This window comes from Pararhizobium arenae (assembly GCF_001931685.1).
GTDB classification, from domain to species: Bacteria; Pseudomonadota; Alphaproteobacteria; order Rhizobiales; family Rhizobiaceae; genus Pararhizobium; species Pararhizobium arenae.
The window spans coordinates 187262-205600 of sequence record NZ_MOOY01000003.1; the positions used below are offsets into that span (position 1 = coordinate 187262).

Annotated in this window: 15 protein-coding genes; 3 read left to right on the forward strand and 12 right to left on the reverse strand. The window is 60.0% G+C overall.

The window, feature by feature from the left end; all coding sequences use genetic code 11:
- Window position 1 precedes the first annotated feature (1 nt).
- The gene (locus BLX89_RS24620) at window positions 2-139 is read left to right on the forward strand and encodes a hypothetical protein (protein WP_158025941.1); all 138 of its coding nucleotides are present in this window, start codon (window positions 2-4) and stop codon (window positions 137-139) included.
- A 64-nt stretch (window positions 140-203) separates the two neighbouring features.
- The gene (locus BLX89_RS07410; protein WP_075290029.1) at window positions 204-1328 is read left to right on the forward strand and encodes an OpgC family protein; all 1125 of its coding nucleotides are present in this window, start codon (window positions 204-206) and stop codon (window positions 1326-1328) included.
- Between the two features lie 20 nt (window positions 1329-1348).
- On the opposite strand, the gene dxs is transcribed toward BLX89_RS07410, so the two are convergent.
- The 8 genes from dxs to BLX89_RS07450 form a co-directional block, all read right to left on the reverse strand.
- Window positions 1349-3286, reverse strand: a complete 1938-nt coding sequence (dxs, locus tag BLX89_RS07415) for a 1-deoxy-D-xylulose-5-phosphate synthase (RefSeq protein WP_075290030.1) — start codon at window positions 3284-3286, stop codon at window positions 1349-1351.
- A gap of 139 nt (window positions 3287-3425) precedes the next feature.
- Window positions 3426-4349, reverse strand: coding sequence for a pirin family protein (locus BLX89_RS07420; protein ID WP_075290031.1), 924 nt, complete (start codon window positions 4347-4349; stop codon window positions 3426-3428).
- A gap of 32 nt (window positions 4350-4381) precedes the next feature.
- A complete protein-coding gene (locus BLX89_RS25320) occupies window positions 4382-6493 on the reverse strand; it encodes a calcium-binding protein (RefSeq protein ID WP_075290032.1) in 2112 nt (703 codons plus the stop codon).
- Window positions 6494-6653: 160 nt separating this feature from the next.
- Window positions 6654-6905, reverse strand: coding sequence for an exodeoxyribonuclease VII small subunit (locus BLX89_RS07430; protein ID WP_075290033.1), 252 nt, complete (start codon window positions 6903-6905; stop codon window positions 6654-6656).
- 1 nt (window position 6906) lies between these two features.
- Window positions 6907-7833, reverse strand: a complete 927-nt coding sequence (locus BLX89_RS07435; protein ID WP_075290034.1) for a histone deacetylase family protein — start codon at window positions 7831-7833, stop codon at window positions 6907-6909.
- Between the two features lie 115 nt (window positions 7834-7948).
- Window positions 7949-8512 (reverse strand): biotin transporter BioY, encoded by a 564-nt coding sequence (locus tag BLX89_RS07440; protein ID WP_075290035.1) that lies wholly within the window; start codon window positions 8510-8512, stop codon window positions 7949-7951.
- 34 nt (window positions 8513-8546) lie between these two features.
- On the reverse strand, window positions 8547-9170 hold the full coding sequence (locus BLX89_RS07445; protein WP_083637374.1) for an energy-coupling factor transporter transmembrane component T family protein: 624 nt from the start codon (window positions 9168-9170) through the stop codon (window positions 8547-8549).
- Window positions 9164-9844, reverse strand: coding sequence for an energy-coupling factor ABC transporter ATP-binding protein (locus tag BLX89_RS07450; RefSeq protein WP_075290036.1), 681 nt, complete (start codon window positions 9842-9844; stop codon window positions 9164-9166). The genes BLX89_RS07445 and BLX89_RS07450 overlap by 7 nt, the downstream gene beginning before the upstream one ends.
- Before the next feature lie 102 nt (window positions 9845-9946).
- Here BLX89_RS07450 and BLX89_RS07455 point away from each other — a divergent pair, with 102 nt between their 5' ends.
- Window positions 9947-11140, forward strand: coding sequence for a winged helix-turn-helix domain-containing protein (locus tag BLX89_RS07455; RefSeq protein WP_075290037.1), 1194 nt, complete (start codon window positions 9947-9949; stop codon window positions 11138-11140).
- Window positions 11141-11149: 9 nt separating this feature from the next.
- On the opposite strand, the gene BLX89_RS07460 is transcribed toward BLX89_RS07455, so the two are convergent.
- The 4 genes from BLX89_RS07460 to BLX89_RS07475 form a co-directional block, all read right to left on the reverse strand.
- Window positions 11150-12403 (reverse strand): sensor domain-containing diguanylate cyclase, encoded by a 1254-nt coding sequence (locus BLX89_RS07460; protein ID WP_075290393.1) that lies wholly within the window; start codon window positions 12401-12403, stop codon window positions 11150-11152.
- 113 nt (window positions 12404-12516) lie between these two features.
- Entirely contained in the window at window positions 12517-13617 is a 1101-nt protein-coding gene (gene ribB, locus BLX89_RS07465) for a 3,4-dihydroxy-2-butanone-4-phosphate synthase (RefSeq protein WP_075290038.1), read from the reverse strand.
- A gap of 42 nt (window positions 13618-13659) precedes the next feature.
- Window positions 13660-14757, reverse strand: coding sequence for a chorismate synthase (aroC, locus tag BLX89_RS07470; protein ID WP_075290039.1), 1098 nt, complete (start codon window positions 14755-14757; stop codon window positions 13660-13662).
- A gap of 268 nt (window positions 14758-15025) precedes the next feature.
- Entirely contained in the window at window positions 15026-18202 is a 3177-nt protein-coding gene (locus BLX89_RS07475) for a bifunctional diguanylate cyclase/phosphodiesterase (RefSeq protein WP_342587590.1), read from the reverse strand.
- Window positions 18203-18339 lie beyond the last annotated feature (137 nt).

Consider the following 18339-nt stretch of genomic DNA (forward strand, 5'->3'; position numbering starts at 1 on the left):
CATGCCGCGTCAGCCCATGGAAGGCAAGGGTTTTGGGCGTTTTGCGGCAAATATTGGCAGCCGCCCGATGCAGGGTGCCAATTTGGCACAAAATGCGGGATTGCTAAAATTATATCATTTGGCCGGCGCGAAAGAGTAAGGATTTCAATCTATAACATTGACCGAAGGGCCTATGCCGAAGGATGGCGAACCGGGGATTGGGGATGAGCGGTCAGCGCGAGAACAGGATTGACCTGTTGAGGGGTCTTTCTCTCCTGTTCATTTTTGTCGGGCATGCGGAATTTACATTCTCGCAGACCTTTCAGCATGCGCGTGGCTTCTCCGATGCGTCGGAAATTTTCGTGCTGCTCTCCGGCATGTCCGCGGCGCTTGCCTATTTCCGCCCGTCCACGGGCCTGCAGCTGGAACGCCCGTGGAAACGGGCGTTGCGCCTCTATTTCGTCCATCTGTTGCTGTTCGCCATCATGGCGTTCGAGGGGGCCATCGCCCTGCACGTCTTCCACGATGCGGCCTGGGCGATCGATATGGTGGATTTCTGGCGTGAGCCCTGGCAGCACAGTTTCGAGGCTCTCTCGTTGCGCTACATGCCGGGCAACCTCGATATCCTGCCGATGTATGTCGTCCTTCTGCTGCTGGCGCCCTTCGTCTTCGTGCTGCATGAGCGATCCCTGCCGCTGCTGCTTTGCCTTTCCGTCCTGGTCTGGATCGCAGCCGGGCTCGGCCACATCAATTTCGTCAACGTCGCACTCGAAGGCCATGCATGGTATTTCGATCCGCTGTCATGGCAGCTGATCTTCATCATCGGCATTTGCCTTGGCATCCGCATGAAACGTGGCTTGCCGGTCCTGCCTTACAATCGCGTGGTTTTCGTCGCCGCGGCGCTGTTTGCGCTCGCAGCCATCCCGGCCAATCTGGTGATCTATCTCGGTGTCGCGGAATCGCCCTTCGGCAGCCTTCATCACGAATTGGTGTCGAAAACCAATGGCGGGCCGCTTCGCATCATCAATGTTCTGGCGATCCTGTACCTGGCCTGGAATATTCGCGCCGTGAAGCGCGCCGCGGATCATCCGTCCCTGCAGCTTCTCTGCGCTGCGGGTCGGCACAGCCTGCCGGTCTTTTCCGTCGGTATCCTGCTGTCCTTCTGCGCGATGGTCATCATGAACGTGCATCCGCAGGCGCCGCTCTCCGTTCAGCTCTGCATGCTCGGCATTGGCTGTGCGATACAGCTTGCACTGGCAGCCTTTCTGGAAAAACGGAAGACGGCACGCAAGGCAGGTGGCCAATCCCAGACGTCAGCCGCCCCTACCGACTTCTCAGCTGCACGATAAACTGGCGAGATGCTATAAATCTATCCCGCAGCGCCAAGCCCGACTGTTTTCTTCTGGCCGAGCGCCTTGAAGACGGTCGAAACGATGCCGGCGCGATCGAGACCCGCCTTGGCATACATGACGTCCGGTTTGGCCTGCTCCATCCAGACATCCGGCAGCACCATCGGGCGCACCTTCAGGCCGTTGTCGAGCAGGCCTTCCAGCGCGAGAAACTGCAGCACATGGCTGCCGAAGCCGCCGATGGCGCCTTCCTCGATGGTGATCAGGACTTCATGGTGACGGGCAAGCTGGCGGATCAGATCGAGATCGAGCGGCTTGGCAAAACGGGCATCGGCAACCGTGGTCGAAAGCCCGGCAGCATCGAGGTCTTCGGCGGCAGTCAGACAGTCCGTAAGGCGGGTGCCGAAGGACAGAAGCGCCACCTTGGAGCCCTGCTTGATCACCCGGCCCTTGCCGATCTGAAGGATTTCGCCGCGCTCCGGCATCTCGACGCCGACGCCTTCGCCGCGCGGATAACGGAAGGAGATCGGGCCGTCATCATAGGCGGCGGCAGTGCGTACCATATGCTTCAATTCGGCCTCGTCGGCAGCCGCCATGACCACGAAGCCGGGCAGGGTGGCGAGATAGGTGGTATCGAACGAGCCGGCATGCGTCGGCCCGTCTGCGCCGACGAAGCCCGCGCGATCGATCGGGAACCGAACCGGCAAGCTCTGGATCGCCACGTCATGCACGACCTGATCGTAACCGCGCTGCAGGAAGGTGGAATAAAGCGCGCAGAAGGGCTTGTAGCCTTCCGAAGCCAGGCCAGCCGCAAACGTCACGGCATGCTGCTCGGCAATGCCGACATCGAAGATGCGGCTCGGATGGGCGAGCGCAAACTTGTCGAGGCCGGTGCCCGACGGCATGGCGGCGGTGATCGCGACGATCTTCTCGTCGAAGCCGGCTTCCTGCGTCAGCGCTTCGGCGAAGACGGAGGTGTAAGCCGGCGCGTTGGGCTTTGCCTTCGCCTGTGCGCCGGTGATGACGTCGAATGTGTTGACGCCGTGATACTTGTCCGCAGCCGCTTCGGCTGGCGGATATCCCTTGCCCTTCTGGGTCACGACGTGAATCAGAACCGGGCCCTTGGAGTTGTCACGCACATTGCGCAGTACGGGCAGCAGGTGATCGAAGGAGTGACCGTCGATCGGGCCGATATGGTAGAAACCCATCTCCTCGAACAGCGTACCGCCGGTCACATAGCCGCGGGCATGCTCCACCGCACGGGTAATGGCGCGATCGACCTTCTTACCGAGATAGGCCGTCAGTTTCTTGCCGAGATCACGAAAGCCCATATAGGTGCGGCCGGATGCGAGACGCGCCAGATAGGCGCTCATCGCGCCTGTAGGCGGCGCAATCGACATGTCGTTGTCGTTGAGGATCACAATGAGGCGCGCATCCAGCGCACCGGCATTGTTCAGCGCCTCATAGGCCATCCCGGCCGACATGGCGCCGTCCCCAATGACAGCGATGACATTGCGCGGCACGTCCGAAAGCTGCGAGGCAACCGCCATGCCGAGACCGGCGGAAATCGAGGTGGAGGAATGGGCGGCGCCGAAGGGATCGTATTCGCTCTCAGCCCGGCGGGTGAAGCCGGAAAGGCCATTTTCCTGGCGAAGCGTGCGGATGCGGTCCCGTCGGCCGGTCAGGATCTTGTGCGGATAACACTGGTGACCGACATCGAAGATCAGCCGGTCATGCGGCGTGTTGAAGACTTTGTGGATCGCGATCGTCAGTTCCACGACGCCGAGCCCGGCGCCCAGATGCCCGCCGGTACGCGACACGGCATCGACCATTTCGGCGCGCAGTTCCGTTGCCAGCTGCGGCAAATCCTTGTCGTCGATCTTCTTCAGGTCGTCAGGGTATGTCACCTTGTCGAGAAGGGGTGTCGCCGGCAGGGGCTGGGCAGGCAGTTGTGTCACGCTGAAGGCCTCATTCCCGCGTCGCACCGATGCGCCGCGATTCTGGATGTAGTGTCTGCAAATCTGGGTCTTTAAACAGAAACCACAAGGATTGCAAAAGCAGGTTTTTCTGCGACACGAACCAGAAGTTTAACGAAAATCAGCTTTCCGGCAAAGGGATAAACTCTTCTTCGTCCCCCGGCACGATATCGAAACGGCCGGTTCTCCACTCTTCTTTGGCCTTTTCGATGCGTTCCTTGGATGAGGAAACGAAGTTCCACCAGATATAGCGCTGCGAGCCCATCGCAGCACCGCCGAAGAGCATCACATGACAGCCCGTCGGTCCGCCCGTGATGGTGATGGCATCGCCCGGGCGGAAAACGAGAAGCTGGTTCTCCGCAAAATGATCTCCGGCAATGATGGCTTCGCCCGACAGAATGTAGAGCGCGCGCTCCTCCCAGCTCGCCGCGAACGGCGCGCTTCTGCCGGCCTCGATCGAGAGATCGACATAGATCGTGTCCGAAAACACCTTGACCGGAGAGGCCATGCCTTCGAAGGATCCGATGACGACACGACCTTCCAGCCCGTCCTGACGAAACGCCGGCATGTCGTGCTTTTCCGTATGGGCGAAGATCGGATCGATCTCTTCGTGTCGATCCGGCAGCGCCAGCCACGTCTGCAGGCCGGAGATCGAATGTTCTGTCCCGCGCAGGTTTTCCGGAGAGCGCTCCGAATGCACGATACCGCGCCCGGCGGTCATCAGGTTGAGATCGCCCGGCCGGATGACCATCTCCGTGCCGAGGCTGTCGCGATGTTTGATCTCGCCGTCGAAGAGATAGGTGACGGTGGAAAGCCCGATATGCGGATGCGGCCGCACATCCATCGCCTGATCCGCCCTCAGGATCGCCGGGCCCATGCGGTCGAAGAACACGAAAGGCCCGACCAGCCGGCGTTTTGCCGTCGGCAGCGCTCGCCGCACCTGGAAATTGCCGATATCGCTGGTGCGCGGAATGATCATAAGCTCGATGGCATCACAAGCCGGCGCATCACCCGCCTCAGGGTCTTTTCCGGGAAAAAAGGACATAGGCGTCTCCTTAGCACTGATCGCCTTGGAGACTACAGTATGAAATCGCTCTGCGTCAGGGTGATTTTGCCGGCAATGCCAAATCCGATGTCGGCAAAACTATCACCGTCACTGTCAATCTGGACGTAGGTGTTGCCGCCCTCAAGGTAGCTGCGAACTTCGCCTGCCTTACCTTGGAAAGCGCCGGCGCCTATCATGGATACGCTCGCAAGATCTGTGTATCTGAGCTTAATCTTGTCACCCTCAGCGCGGTTGAAATCCGTGAAGAAGTCTTGTGTGGATGCTCTAGGGAGTGACTCAAACATGTCGATAACGAAGTGGTCCGCGCCCTTTCCGCCTGCCAGCCGGTCAGCCCCCTCGTTTCCGTTCAGCGTGTCATTGCCATCACCACCACGCAGGCGGTCATTTGCTTGTCCACCTGAGAGAATGTCATTGCCCTTGCCGCCGATTACCAGCAATGCCGCTTTTGTAAAGCCGTTAGTCGAGAAATTCACCAAAAGGGTATCGTTGGTGCTCAGTTGGCTGCCGTCGATCGTCATGGCTCGATCACCTTGAATCGTGACATAACTTTTGAGGCCTTTACTGAAATTGTTGGCGATTTTTATCGTCTCAATTCCTTCGACTGACGCGCCAATGATGGTTTCATGTCCGTCTGCAACAAGAACCGTATCAACGCCAGCCCCGCCGATGATGACGTCATTCTCCGTTATGCCGGTGTACCAGTCATTTTTCTTGAGAAGGGAGAAGTCGAACACATCGTTGCCAGCGCTGCCGATCAAATGGGTCTCTGCTTGCCCCTTGAGAGCAATATAGACCGAATACTTGGCATCTATGACATCAGAGGCGTCAACCTTTCTCGTTGAAGCCTGTATGCGAAGACGTCCATTTTCGTAATGATTATTCGTCAGAAAATCTTGAGTTATGCTGAAGGCGGTCGATGACGTTAAATCGATGATTTCAATACCTGATACCTTGCCGCTATCGAGCACGGCTGCAGTCGGGGAGTCTCCTGAAAACCTGAGAGTATCTGTGCCAGTTCCCCCAGATATCTCGACATTGAATTTGGGTTGAACAGTCAGCAAGAAATCAAAGACGTCATTGCCTTCCTCACCGTACATCTTGGTTATTCCGCGACTGCCCTGGGCGGGGCTCGTGAGTTCGTAGTCGCCCTCATACAAGGAAGAACTGTTTAAAAACAAATCATTTCCGGCTCCTCCGCCAAGCCAGTCGGCGCCATATCCGCCGATCAGTATATCGTTTCCTTTTCCGCCGGACAGGCGATCATCAGCGAGGCCTCCGATTAGAAGATCGTTGGCATTCCCACCATTAACAGTCAGCTTGCTGTATTTTGAACTCACAGCGCCTCCATCAACGATGAGCGTGCCATCGATTGCGGTTGCAGCCTTGCCCGTTCCGTAATTGCGATCTGTCGTTATTGTAATCGCATTGGTACCTTTGTAGTTCTCCGGTACGCCGAAATCGACCACCCGTGACTGCCCGGCGGCGAGATTTGTCACCACAATATTTTCAATGTTCTTGGTGTTTTGAATATTGCTGATGCCGTTTGGATCTGTCTTGTTGCTCTTGGTTTGGCCTGCGCCTGAGATTACGAGGGTGTCGGTACCTGCGCCACCATCGATAGCGTCGTATATCAAGGTGTTGGCGTAGTAAGTAAAAGTGTCATTCTTTGCGCCGGTTTTCAGAGTATCCTTGGTTCTGTCCGCACTATTCAATGATCGGTCCGTTGATCCGAAAACGTCGAATGCTGTGCCCGTAACCGAAGATGCATTCAATTGTAGGGCCGATTTATCGGCGCCCAACTTGGTCGCATCGATAGAGACACGGCCAACCTTGTTCGTCTTGAACACGGTATCGTCAAATGTCAGGTTGAAGCCGAAAGCGTCGGCGCCGCCGGACGGTTTCGTCGCCAATGTTATACCGTCAATTTTCGAAAATAGTGGCCAGCCGCTGCTCGGAATGGACCAAAGCGAGGCGAGTTCATTCGTAAGAAATAGCGTATTGCTTCCTGTCCCGCCGTCCAATTTGTCGGTGGACTTCATACTGCTACGGGTAAAATAGAAAACATCGTCTGCGCTACCGCCAACAAAACGATCGACACCTGCCGTGCCATAAAACTTCGCCATTACAAACTGCCCCTAAAACCGGCGCGATGTCACTATGGGCCGGCACTGAGGCAGATATCCATTGAAGCGAACCGAAGACCGTTAAAAAAGTAAATTAATCAACGATATTTAAGTCTGCTTCGAAAGTCCTGTCAAGGCAAAATACAACTTTTCCGCGCGATCACTCCCCGTCCAGCGGCTCCACGCCCTGCGGCTTTCCGGCGCGGTCGAGGCGGATTTTTTCGATGCGGTTTTCGGCGGCGTTGAGCAGGCTTTCGCAATGCTTTTTCAGCGCTTCGCCGCGTTCGTAGATCTCGATCGACTTGTCCAGCGCCACATCGCCGCGCTCCAGTGCGGAGACTATGGCTTCGAGTTCCTCCACGGCCTTTTCGAAGGAGAGGCCGGAAACGTCGGTGTTCGGTGTCGTGCTCATGTCAGCCCCTCATCAGGCGATATATGTGTGTGCCGGCGGATTCCGCCAGGCCTTGCAGGTCGTAGCCGCCTTCCAGCAGGCTGACGACGCGGTTGTTGGCGCTCTTGCCGGCGATCTCGAGCAGCCGGCCCGTTGCCCAGTCGAAATCGTCGGCGACGAGATTGATCTGCGCCAGCGGATCGCGGTGGTGGGCGTCGAAGCCGGCGGAGATGATCAGGAAGTCCGGGCGGAAGTTTTCGAGGGCCGTCAGAACGCGCGACCGGAAGGCCTCGCGAAAATGATCGCTGCCGGTGTCGGGCGAGAGGGGTGCGTTGACGATGTTGCCGGCCCCCGTCTCATCCTTGGCGCCGGTTCCGGGATAAAGCGGCATCTGGTGCGTGGAGCAGAAGAGTACGGAGGGATCGTCCCAGAAGATATCCTGCGTTCCGTTGCCGTGATGCACGTCCCAGTCGACGATGGCGACACGCTCGGCGCCGTAGGTCTGCTGCGCGTAACGGGCGGCGATGGCGGCATTGTTGAAGAAGCAGAAGCCCATGGCCTTGTTCTTCTCGGCATGATGGCCGGGCGGGCGCGAGGCGACGAAGACGTTGTCGGCCTTGCCCGTGAAGACGGCATCGACAGCGGCGGTTGCGCCGCCGATCCCGGTGAGTGCCGCCTGAAGACTTGCGGGGCTTGCATGGGTGTCGGCCTCGAAGGAGTTGATGCCTTCTTCGGGAATGACCGACATGACGGTGCGCAAATGCTCTTCCGGGTGGGCGAGCAGCACCAGATCCTCGTTGCCCTGCGGCGCCTTCTCCCGCTTCAGGTCGCCAAAACGCTCATGTTCCAGCGCAAGGTTGAGCGCGCGCAGCCGGTCCGGTCGCTCCGGGTGGCCTTCCGGCACCTGATGTTCGAGAAAGATCGGATTTTCGAAAAGGATCGTTGTCATGGGCGAAAACCTAGGGCGTGGCTGCCATAAGGTCCATGGAGGCCACAGACAATTGCACTGTTTTCAACAGCGAGGCGTGATGGCGAAAAGGGATCGCCATCACGCAGGGGCCTAATCAGGCGCGCTGGGGCAAAAGCGGATAGCCGACGATGACCGCGCGGGCGGCAAGCGCGGCAATGGCGGCTTTCAGGATGTCGCCGGGGATGAAGGCGAGCGAGCCCATGACCGCCTTTTCGATGCCAAGGCCGGTCACGAAGGCGAGCCATGCGATGCCGAGCAGATAAACGACGCCGATGCCGCCGACAACGGAGGCGATGAAGAAGCCGGCGAGCTGGCGGGTGCCGGTCTGGCTTTCACGCACGAGCTTTTCCGCGATGATGCCGGTAACGAAGGTGCCGACCACCCAGCCGGCGATGTAGCCGGCTGTCGGACCGGCCAGAATGGCGAGGCCGCCGCGACCGCCGGAGAGAACCGGGAGACCGACCGCGACCATCAGGATCACCAGAAGATAGGCAAGCGCACCGCGCTTGGCGCCGATGATGCAGCCGGCGAGCATCACGCCCATGGACTGCGCAGTGATCGGAACCGGGATAAAGCCCAACGTGATCGGCGGGATAACGCCAAGGAAAACAATGATGGCGGCGAACAGGGCGATAAGAACGAGGTCTCTGGTGGTCATTCCAATTTTTCTCCGGCGGGGAATCATGTGGGGTTCATAAGGAACTGCTTGACTCCTGACGCCTGAACCCGCGGGCGTCAATGGCCATGGCGATCGTGTCGGCGTCCTTGAGCGTCAGGATGATCAGCGGCGCAAACAGTGTGAGCGGTCGCATCGGCAAGCCGCGGGCGCGGTGTGCCTCGCGGATGTTTTCGTAGCGATCGAGGATTTCCGGCACGAAGCGGATCACCAGCGCCAGCGCCAGCCCGACGTCAGCGGCCCTGACGATCCCAGCCCTTTCCAGGGGCTGAAGAAGAACCGTGATTTCGTCCATGAAGGCGCTGATCGCCGTGGTGGCGGTGATGGCGGCAGCCAGAAAAACGACGGCGCCGATCCGCAACGTCAGCGCGGCGGCTTGCCTTGCCCCATCGAAATAGAACGTCGCAAGCGCAAGGATCAGGATGGCGAAAAATATCCAGGCAACCCTTGCCAGCGCGTCGCGCAGCGGCAGGCCGAGGCTGAAGTAAGCGACCGCGCAAAAGAGGAAAACCGGCAGCAGAACGAGCGGCGACGCAATGAAGAAAAGCACGACGCCCGCCGCCATCAGCAGCAACAGCTTGGCCCGCACCGACATGCGGTGAAACGGTGTGCCGCCCTCGACGTAAAGGCTCTTCAGCATGCCGCAAGCTCCCTGTAGCGGGAGATCACATCGTGTGGGGCGCCATCGGCGGCAAGCCTGCCCCCGTCGAACAGCAACACCCGTTCGAAATCCTCGACCAGCGAAAGGTCGTGGCTGATGACCAGGACCTGCTGTTCGAGACCCATGATGGTGTTTGATACGAGCGCGCGGTTCTTGAGGTCGAGCTGGTTCGTCGGTTCGTCGAGGATAAGGATGTCCGGTTCCGTCACCAGCACGCTCGCCATGGCGACGAGCTGCGTCTCGCCACCGGAAAGCTCGTGCACCCGGCGGCGGGCAAGATGCGAAATGCCGAAGCGGTCGAGAATTGCCGCTGTCCGCGCCGATATGTCTCCGCTTTTCAAGCCACGATTCTTCAGTCCGAAGGCGATATCTTCCTCAACGATCGGCATGATCAGCTGGTGCTGCGGGTTCTGGAAGATGAAGCCGGCTTTTCCGAAAACCTTCTTTTCATCCGCCACCGTATCGAGCCCGCCGACCAGCACCTGGCCGTCGCTGGGCTTCACCAGGCCGTTGATCAGCCGCGCAAAGGTGGTTTTTCCGGAGCCGTTGAGGCCGATGATGCCAATGCGCCGCTCTGTAAGGACGAGGCTCAGGGCATGAAGCGCGGTCTTGTCGCCGAAGCGGACCGAGCAATCGGCAAACCGGATATCCAAAAAGCAGTCCCCTCGCTGTCTCGCCCCGTTCTATAATCGAACCTGTCACAAACGCAAATCCGCCAGTTTGACTGTTGGGAATAAAAGCCTAATCTTCCGTCTATGGCGATTCTGGTTTCGAACCGCGACGCGCGGCTGATCTTTCTCAACAAGCAGGGCCTTGCCGCTCCGCCGCATCGGGCATTGGGCAAGGAAGGGCTGTTGCAGCTCATCCACGATATGGGTTTCGTGCAGGTCGACAGCATCTCGACCGTCGAGCGCGCCCATCACCAGATCCTGTTTTCCCGAAACCAGACCTATCGGCGCGAACACCTGACCGAGCTTTTGGAGAAGGACGGCGAACTCTTCGAACACTGGACGCACGACGCCTCGATCCTGCCCGCCGCATTTTTTCGCTACTGGAAACATCGCTTCGCCCGACGCGAGCCGGTTCTGAAGGAGCGATGGCTGAAATGGCATGGCGAAGGGTTCGATAGCAGCTTCGAGGAAACCTTGAAGCGGATCTCAGACGGCGGCGCGGCCATGTCACGGGACCTCAAGGTAGCGGACCACAAGTCAGGCGGCTGGTGGAACTGGCATCCCAACAAGACGGCGCTCGAATATTTCTGGCACACCGGAAAACTCGCTATCGCCGGCCGCCAGAACTTCCAGAAAATCTACGACCTCGCAGAACGCGTCATTCCCGGCCATCACTATGAGCCCGAGGTCAGCGAGGCCGCGTTCCTCGATTGGACCTGCCGCAGCGCCCTGCAGCGGCTTGGTTTTGCCACGCGCGGCGAGATTGCGGCTTTCTGGGGTTTGATATCGCCGGAAGAAGCCGGCGTCTGGATCGAGACCCATCGCGACGAACTGACAGAGGTGGCGATAGAACCGGCCAATGGCGATAAACCACGGCTGTCCTATGCCTTTCATGGCTTTCCCGACAATCTCGGCGAGCATTTCGATCCGCCGGCGCGGCTTCGGGTGCTCAGCCCCTTCGATCCTCTCATCCGCAACCGGGATCGCACCGAGCGCCTGTTCGGGTTTTATTATCGCATCGAGATTTTCGTGCCCGAGCCGAAGCGGGAATATGGCTACTACGTCTTCCCGCTGCTCGAAGGGGACCGGATCGTCGGGCGCATCGACATGAAGGCAGATCGCAAGGCCGGTTCGCTCGACGTCAAGCGGCTGTGGTGGGAGAGGGGCGTGCGCGCCTCTTCCGGACGCATGGACCGGCTGGACGCGGAGCTTGCCCGCGTCGCCCGCTTCGCCGGCGTGGAGAGGGTGAACTACCTGGAAGGCTGGCAGGCGGAGTAGGTCGCCGCTTCAGCGGAAGGCGACTTCGAGGTTCTGCCGGTCGCTGGCGATCACCCGGCATGCCATTTCGCGGCCTTCGCCGGTGAGCAGAAGGGCAAATTCCGGCGGTATGCCGGTGCTGTTCGAAACGGAAAGGCTTGCGCCGTCTGCGCCGAGCGAGCGCACAGTGCAGTCGATCGTCGAGCGCCGGTCGTTGAACAGGATCGAACCGGCCTTCAGCACGCGCCGTCTGGCGCCCATGGCGTCTTCGCCCGAGATCGAGGCCCAGGATACGCAGCGATTGCGGCCATCGGTTTTTGCCCGGTACATGGCGGCATCCGCCTGAGCAAGCAGGGTATCGATGTCTTTGGTGACGATGGAAAGGGACGACAAGCCGAAGCTTGCGGTTACCTTCACGACCCCGCTGCCGTTTTGCACCTGTTGCGATGCAATGACCGTCCTCAGCCTTTCCGCAGTGGCGGCGGCGCCATCGCGGTCGATATGGGGAAGAAGGATCGCAAATTCCTCGCCACCGAGACGCCCGAGAACATCACCCGTCCGCAGAACGGGCCGGCAAGCCGCGACCACCGCTTTGAGCACCTCATCGCCGGTGGCATGACCATGGGTGTCGTTGATGGTCTTGAAGTGGTCGATATCGAGCACGATGCAGGAAAGATCGTGCTGGTGGCGCGTTGCGAGCGAGATCAGCTGATCGGCTTCCTGCTTGAATGCGCGACGCGTCAGCGCCTCCGTCAAGCTGTCGGTGGAGGCCGAGTGAATAAGCTCGATGCGGTCCATGGCGGCACCGGAAAGCTCTTCAAGGATGGAAAGGTCCCTGGTGTTGAAAGACCGCGCACGGCGGTCGATCGCGCAGACGGTGCCGACCGTATGGCCGGACCTTGTGCGCAACGGAACACCCGCATAGAACCGGATGTGCTCCTCGCCTGTTACCGCGGGATGCTGCGCAAAACGCTGATCCTTGCTGGCATCGGACACGACGATCGGTTCTTCGCTATCCACAACGAAGCGGCAGAAGGAGCCGCCACGGGGCACCTCTGAGGCGCTGAGCCCGGAGCAGGCCGAATACCACTGCCTGTGCGCGTCGATCAGCGAAACCAGGCCGATATCGATCGAGAAGATCGCCCTGATGAGACGGACGATGCGCTCGAAGCCTTCGTCCCTCGGGCTATCGAGAAGATCCAACTGTGCCAGAGCCGCCAGACGCTGGTTTTCACGCTCGATCGCCTCCGCCGATGATTTCCCGAACACCCGTGCCACGGCCACCTCCGGTTCAAAGGTTTGCGCGATGCGCTCCGAAACCATTCAGGGAATCGGTGTTTAAAGAATGCACGATCCGGTCGCCAAATCCACAGCGTCAGGATCGTGCTTGTCCGTCATCAAATGATATCGGTTGCAGCGATCTTGATGCCGAAGCCTTCGAGGCCGACATAGTGACGCTCGCGGGAGGCGAGCAGGCGAATGGAGGTGATGCCGAGATCTTTGAGGATCTGCGCGCCGAGACCGATTTCCAGCCATTCGCTTTCGCGGGCCTGCGCCTCGTCATGTCCCTCGCGTTCATGCTTTGCGGTGCGCGCCGTCTTGGAGATGCCGACGCCGACGGAACCTTCGCGCAGATAGACGATGACGCCGCGGCCGTTTTCGGCCATGCGCTTCATGATCTTGTCGAGCTGGCAGTCCTTGCCGAACACGTCGGCACCGACGTTTTCCAGATGCAGGCGCACCGGGATGTCCTCGCCATCGCGGATGTCGCCGAAGACGACGGCCAGATGCTGCATCGGGTCCCAGGGCAGGGAGTAGGCATGGCCCTTGGCCTTGCCGTAGGCCGTATCGATGTCGAAGGTGTTTTCCAGCTCGATCAGCTTGTCCTTGCGCTGGCGATAGGCGATCAGGTCGGCAACCGAGACCTGCTTCAGGCCATGGTTTTCGGCGAAACTTGCGACCTGCGGGCCGCGCATGACGGTGCCGTCATCGTTGACGAGTTCGCAGATGACGCCGATCGGCGGCAGGCTGGCGAGCCTGCAGAGATCGACAGCGGCTTCCGTATGGCCGGAGCGCATGAGGACGCCGCCTTCGCGGGCAACCAGCGGGAAGATATGGCCGGGACGGGTAAAGTCGCTCGGGCCGACATTCGGATTGGCGAGATTGCGCACCGTCAACGTGCGGTCATCGGCCGAGATGCCGGTTGTCGTGCCGTGCTTGAAATCGACGGAAACGGTGAACGCCGTCGTGTGGGCCGAATCGTTTTCCGCGACCATGGCGTTGAGGTTCAGCCGCTTGGCTTCCTCGCGCGGCATCGGGGTGCAGACGATGCCGGAGGTGTAGCGGACGATGAAACCCATCTTTTCCGGCGTGCAGTGAACGGCGGCGACGATCAGGTCGCCTTCGTTCTCGCGGCCGTCATCATCGGTGACGACGACGATCTCGCCGGCTTCGAAGGCGCGGATGGCGTCGACGACGCGCTTCTGGTCATAGGCCATGGGGTTCTCCTTGTTCGTCCGGCAGTTATTTCAGGCGACCTGTCACTTCAAACGGCCTGTCTGGCCGCGATCGCGCAGGTAATGATCGGCAATGGTGCAGGCGACCATCGCCTCGCCGATCGGCACGGCGCGGATACCGACGCAGGGGTCGTGGCGGCCCTTGGTGCGGACGTCAACATTGTTGCCGTCGCTGTCGATCGAGCGGCGCTCGGTGAGGATCGAGGAGGTCGGCTTGATGGCGAAGCGCGCGATCACCGGCTGGCCGGTGGAAATGCCGCCGAGGATGCCGCCGGCATGGTTGGACAGGAAGATCGGCTGACCGTCATTGCCCATGCGCATCTCGTCGGCATTTTCCTCGCCGGTGATTTCAGCGGCGCCAAAGCCGTTGCCGATCTCGACGCCCTTGACGGCGTTGATCGACATGAGGCTCGAGGCGATATCCTGATCGAGCTTGGCATAGATCGGCGCGCCGATACCGGCAGGCACGCCTTCGGCGATCACTTCGATCACCGCGCCGATCGAGGAGCCGGCCTTGCGGATGCCATCGAGGTACTCTTCCCACACCGGCACTATCTCAGGGTCGGGCGAAAAGAACGGATTTTCGTTGACCTGCGCCCAGTCCCAGTTGGCGCGGTTGATCTTGTGCTTGCCGATCTGCACGAGGGCAGCGCGGACATTGAGGCCGGGCACGACCTTGCGTGCGAGGCCGCCGGCCGCCACGCGCGCCGCCGTTTCGCGGGCAGAGGAACGCCCGCCGCCGCGATAGTCGCGGATGCCGTATTTCACGTCATAGGTAAAGTCGGCATGGCCAGGGCGGTAACGCTTGGCGATCTCGCCGTAGTCCTTGGAGCGCTGGTCGGTGTTTTCGATCATCATCGATACCGGCGTGCCCGTGGTGATCATCGTCTCGCCGTCCTCGTCCAGCATCACGCCGGAGAGCACTTTCACCAGGTCATCCTCGCGGCGCTGCGTGACGAAACGCGACTGGCCGGGCTTGCGCTTGTCGAGCCATGCCTGCAGTTCGGCAAGCGTGAAGCGGATGCCGGGAGGGCAGCCGTCGACGACGCAGCCCAGCGCTGGTCCGTGGCTTTCGCCCCAGGTGGTGACGCGGAAGAGATGGCCGAACGTGTTGTGTGACATAAACCGGAAACCGTGAACTGACGGGGAGGGGCGAGCCCCAGACTTCGGCGGAGACTATTAGTGGAAAATGGCGGAAAGGGAAAAGCCTTTCTGGTGAAAAAGCTTCGGCTTGGGAATTTGCAACGAGCCTTGCCCCTCATCCGGCCTGTCGGCCACCTTCTCCCCGTTTTCACGGGGAGAAGGGACAAGCGGCAAACTCTATCGTCCCCTCTCCCCGCATGCTAGGGTGAGGGGCATCTTTGTCGTTTTATGAGAATGATTTCGTTGATCAAGAAGCCAGCGCCAGAGCGTCGCTCTTGGCAAATGCGAGAAAATCGTCGGCGCTCTTCGCCTTCGAGAAGGCAAAGCCCTGCAGGAGGTCGCAGCCGAGTACGCCGAGCATCTCAGCGTGTTCCATGGTCTCGACGCCTTCCGCCACCGTTTCGATGCCAAGCGAGCGGCCGATTTCGATGATGGAACGAATAAGAGCCTGCTCCTTGCGGGCGCCAAGGATCGGGGCGACCAGCTGGCGATCGATCTTCAGCCGCTTCGGCTTGATCTTCAGGAGGCTGACGATCGAGGTGTGGCCTGTGCCGAAGTCGTCGATCTCGATATCGATGCCGAGCTTCTTGATGCCCTCGATATTGGCAGTGACGATATCGTCGCTTTCGTCGAGGAAGATCGATTCCACCAGTTCGAAGGAAAGCTGGCCGGGCGTGAAGCTCAGGCCTTGCAGCGAGTTCAGAAGCAGGTCGTCCGACAGACGCTTTGCCGAAACATTGACCGAAATCTTCGGCACATGAATACCCTTGGAGGCCCAGACCATGGCATCGAGCAGCGCACGGTCGAGCACGATCCGGTCGAGTGTCGCCACCACATTCAGCTCCTCGGCGATCCTGAGGAACTTGTCGGGGGTCAGCAGGCCCTCCGTCGGGTGGTTCCAGCGGATGAGCGCTTCCACGCCGGCAAGCTTCAGCGTGCCCGCCTCGAACTGCGGCTGATACCAGGCGACGAACTGGTTCTTCTCGATGCCTTCGAGGATTTCGTCGGCGATGCGCTTGGTCTTGACGATTTCGGCCTGCAGCGTTTCGGTGAAGAATTCGAAGCGATTTCGGCCATTTTCCTTGGCGCGGTAAAGCGCGATATCGGCATTGACCAGCAGCTTGCGTTCGTCCACAGCGAGATCGCCCGCCGTCGCAATGCCGATGCTGACGCCGAAGCGGCAGGGGAAACCGTTGTAATCCACCGGCTGGCGCATCTCGTGAATGATCCGCTGCGACAGCTTTTCGAGATAGGCCTTTTCCGGCACGTCGGTCACCACGACGACGAATTCGTCGCCGCCGATGCGAGCCACCATGTCGTCGGCCCTCACGTTGGAACGCAGAATCTTCGAGGCGTGCACGAGCATCGCGTCGCCGGCTGCATGGCCGAGGGTGTCGTTGATCTGCTTGAAACGGTCGAGGTCGATGTGCAGCAGCGCAATGTTGTTTAGCCCGCCGCTGCGGCCGGATGACAGCGCTTCGAGGGTGGCATCCAGCATGCGGCGATTGCCAAGGCCGGTGAGCGGATCGTGCAGCGCATTGTGCTCGATCCGGTGGTTCGCCTCGGCCAGCTCGTCGTTCTTGATATCCGCCACGGCCTTGGCCGCGCGCAATTCCTCTGTCAGCTTCACGTCCTCGCTGATATCGAAGGCGATGCCGATCAGGCGGCGCGTGCCATCTGGGGCCGTGTGGATCTTGCCGACCGACCGGACATGGCGAAGGCCGCCATCTGGCAAGATGACGCGGGATTGCTGCACATAGGGCAGCGTTTCGCTGATGGCGTGGTTCACGCTGGTTTCGGCTTCGATGCGGTCTTCAGGATGCAGCGCATCGAGCCATGTCTGATGGGTGACGGCACCATCGGTGAACGCCAGACCGTAAAGCTGGTGCATGCGTTCGTCCCAATAGGTGAGATTTCGGTCGAGATCGGCTTCCCACATGCCGCACTGATAGGAGGCGAGCGCCAGATCAAGCCTGCGGGTGATCTCTTCCAGCTGCTGTTCGCGTTCGGAGAGGCCGTCGAGCGCATCCTTCAGTTCGGTGTTGCGTGCCTCGGCGAGTGCCTTGGCGGCACGCAACTGCTCGTTCATCAAAACGTCGTCAGTGACATCCCAGCTGATGCCCGTGATCTTGGCCTTCCCATCGGCCCCGACATGGGTCGAGCCGACGTGGCGCAGGTAGCGTATGCCGCCGCCAGGCATGACGATCCGGTATTGCGAGCGGTATTCCTGATTTTCGTCCAGGGCCTGAAAGAGCGTCAGCGTCGCGGCTTCGAAGTCGTTGGGGTGAACGGTGGCACGCCAGTCCGCGTAGCTCGGAGCGCCGGAGCCCGGCGGCATGCCGTGCAGGTGATACATGCGCTCGTCCCAGGAGCGGGTCTGGCTGTCCAGATCGATTTCCCAGATGCCGATGCTTGATGATTCGAGCGCCAGATTAAGGCGATGAGACAGCGTCAGCAGTTCGCGGTCGCGCGAGCGCAGGGTGGCGATGGTGCGCTGACGCTCGCTGACAAGTCCAAAGGTCAGGATGATCGGGATGACGATGACCGCCGCGGCAGAGCAGATCGCCGTCATCAGCCATTTGTTGTTGGCGGGTTCCTGTTCCCAGCCGGCGGCTGGAATGGCGGCAAGTTCCCAGGTGCCGCCTGGAAGATGCATCTGCCGGATGACCGGGCTTTGTTCGAAGATTTCGGCGTCGCCGAAGAACGGGTCCTGAATGTTGTTACTGACGGAGATATCGCGGATCGCCAGCTTGATCTCGATATTGCGGTCGTTGGCCTCGCGGTCCTCGCTCCCGGTCGTCTCCAGCAGCCGTGCGGCGCGGTACAGTTCCTTCTCGTCGACGATCGCTTCCATGAAGCCCCAGAAGCGCATATGGGCGAGCTTCTTGGCAAACACCGGCGAGAACAGGTTGAAGCCAGTGCTGCCGTTCGGCAGCCGAACAGGGCCGGCGATGATCGGACGCGCCTTGGACTGGGCGCGATCGGTTGCAACACGCGAAGAGCCGAAACGCTTGAAATCCGTACCGATCATGCGCTCGTTGCCGTCGAGCGGCGTGACCATGGAAACCACGGCTTCCGGGGCAGCGCTGATTCGGGTCATCTGCGGATTTTGAAGCAGAGCGCGGGAGGAAAGCTGATCGAATTGCTTTTGCGTCATCTCCGGATTGGCGGCGACAGTGTTGGCAATGCCGCGCAGCGCCGTGATGCTGGTGGTGATTTCGGCCTGCAGACGGGTCGAGATCAGGCTCAGTTCGTTCTGCACCTTGATCTGCAGTTCGCTGCGGAAGTTATGGCGATTTTGCTGGTCGAAGAAGTATCCGCCGGTAAAGACGACAGCCGCGGCAATGACAGCCGGTATAAGCGAGGGTCTCGCCAACCTCGCAAGCATTTCCGCCCGATGGCGAAGTTTCGTGCCGATGCTCAAGCCAGTATTCCCCTGTTTTAAATGAGGACGGTAGTGGTTGAGTCTTAAGATTGGCTTTAGAGGTTGATCCTGTTATGAAAATGCCGCTTAAAACCTGTAAGACGCGAGGGGCGTCAACGCAGCGTTAACCATAATCC

What these genes read in the sequence shown, in the direction of transcription:
- BLX89_RS24620 (WP_158025941.1), top strand. Translation starts at nt 2, where the DNA reads ATGCCGCGTCAGCCCATGGAAGGCAAGGGTTTTGGGCGTTTTGCGGCA.
- BLX89_RS07410 (WP_075290029.1), top strand. Translation starts at nt 204, where the DNA reads ATGAGCGGTCAGCGCGAGAACAGGATTGACCTGTTGAGGGGTCTTTCT.
- BLX89_RS07420 (WP_075290031.1), bottom strand. Translation starts at nt 4,349, where the DNA reads ATGTCCTTTTTTCCCGGAAAAGACCCTGAGGCGGGTGATGCGCCGGCT.
- BLX89_RS25320 (WP_075290032.1), bottom strand. Translation starts at nt 6,493, where the DNA reads ATGGCGAAGTTTTATGGCACGGCAGGTGTCGATCGTTTTGTTGGCGGT.
- BLX89_RS07430 (WP_075290033.1), bottom strand. Translation starts at nt 6,905, where the DNA reads ATGAGCACGACACCGAACACCGACGTTTCCGGCCTCTCCTTCGAAAAG.
- BLX89_RS07435 (WP_075290034.1), bottom strand. Translation starts at nt 7,833, where the DNA reads ATGACAACGATCCTTTTCGAAAATCCGATCTTTCTCGAACATCAGGTG.
- BLX89_RS07440 (WP_075290035.1), bottom strand. Translation starts at nt 8,512, where the DNA reads ATGACCACCAGAGACCTCGTTCTTATCGCCCTGTTCGCCGCCATCATT.
- BLX89_RS07445 (WP_083637374.1), bottom strand. Translation starts at nt 9,170, where the DNA reads ATGCTGAAGAGCCTTTACGTCGAGGGCGGCACACCGTTTCACCGCATG.
- BLX89_RS07455 (WP_075290037.1), top strand. Translation starts at nt 9,947, where the DNA reads ATGGCGATTCTGGTTTCGAACCGCGACGCGCGGCTGATCTTTCTCAAC.
- ribB (WP_075290038.1), bottom strand. Translation starts at nt 13,617, where the DNA reads ATGGCCTATGACCAGAAGCGCGTCGTCGACGCCATCCGCGCCTTCGAA.
- aroC (WP_075290039.1), bottom strand. Translation starts at nt 14,757, where the DNA reads ATGTCACACAACACGTTCGGCCATCTCTTCCGCGTCACCACCTGGGGC.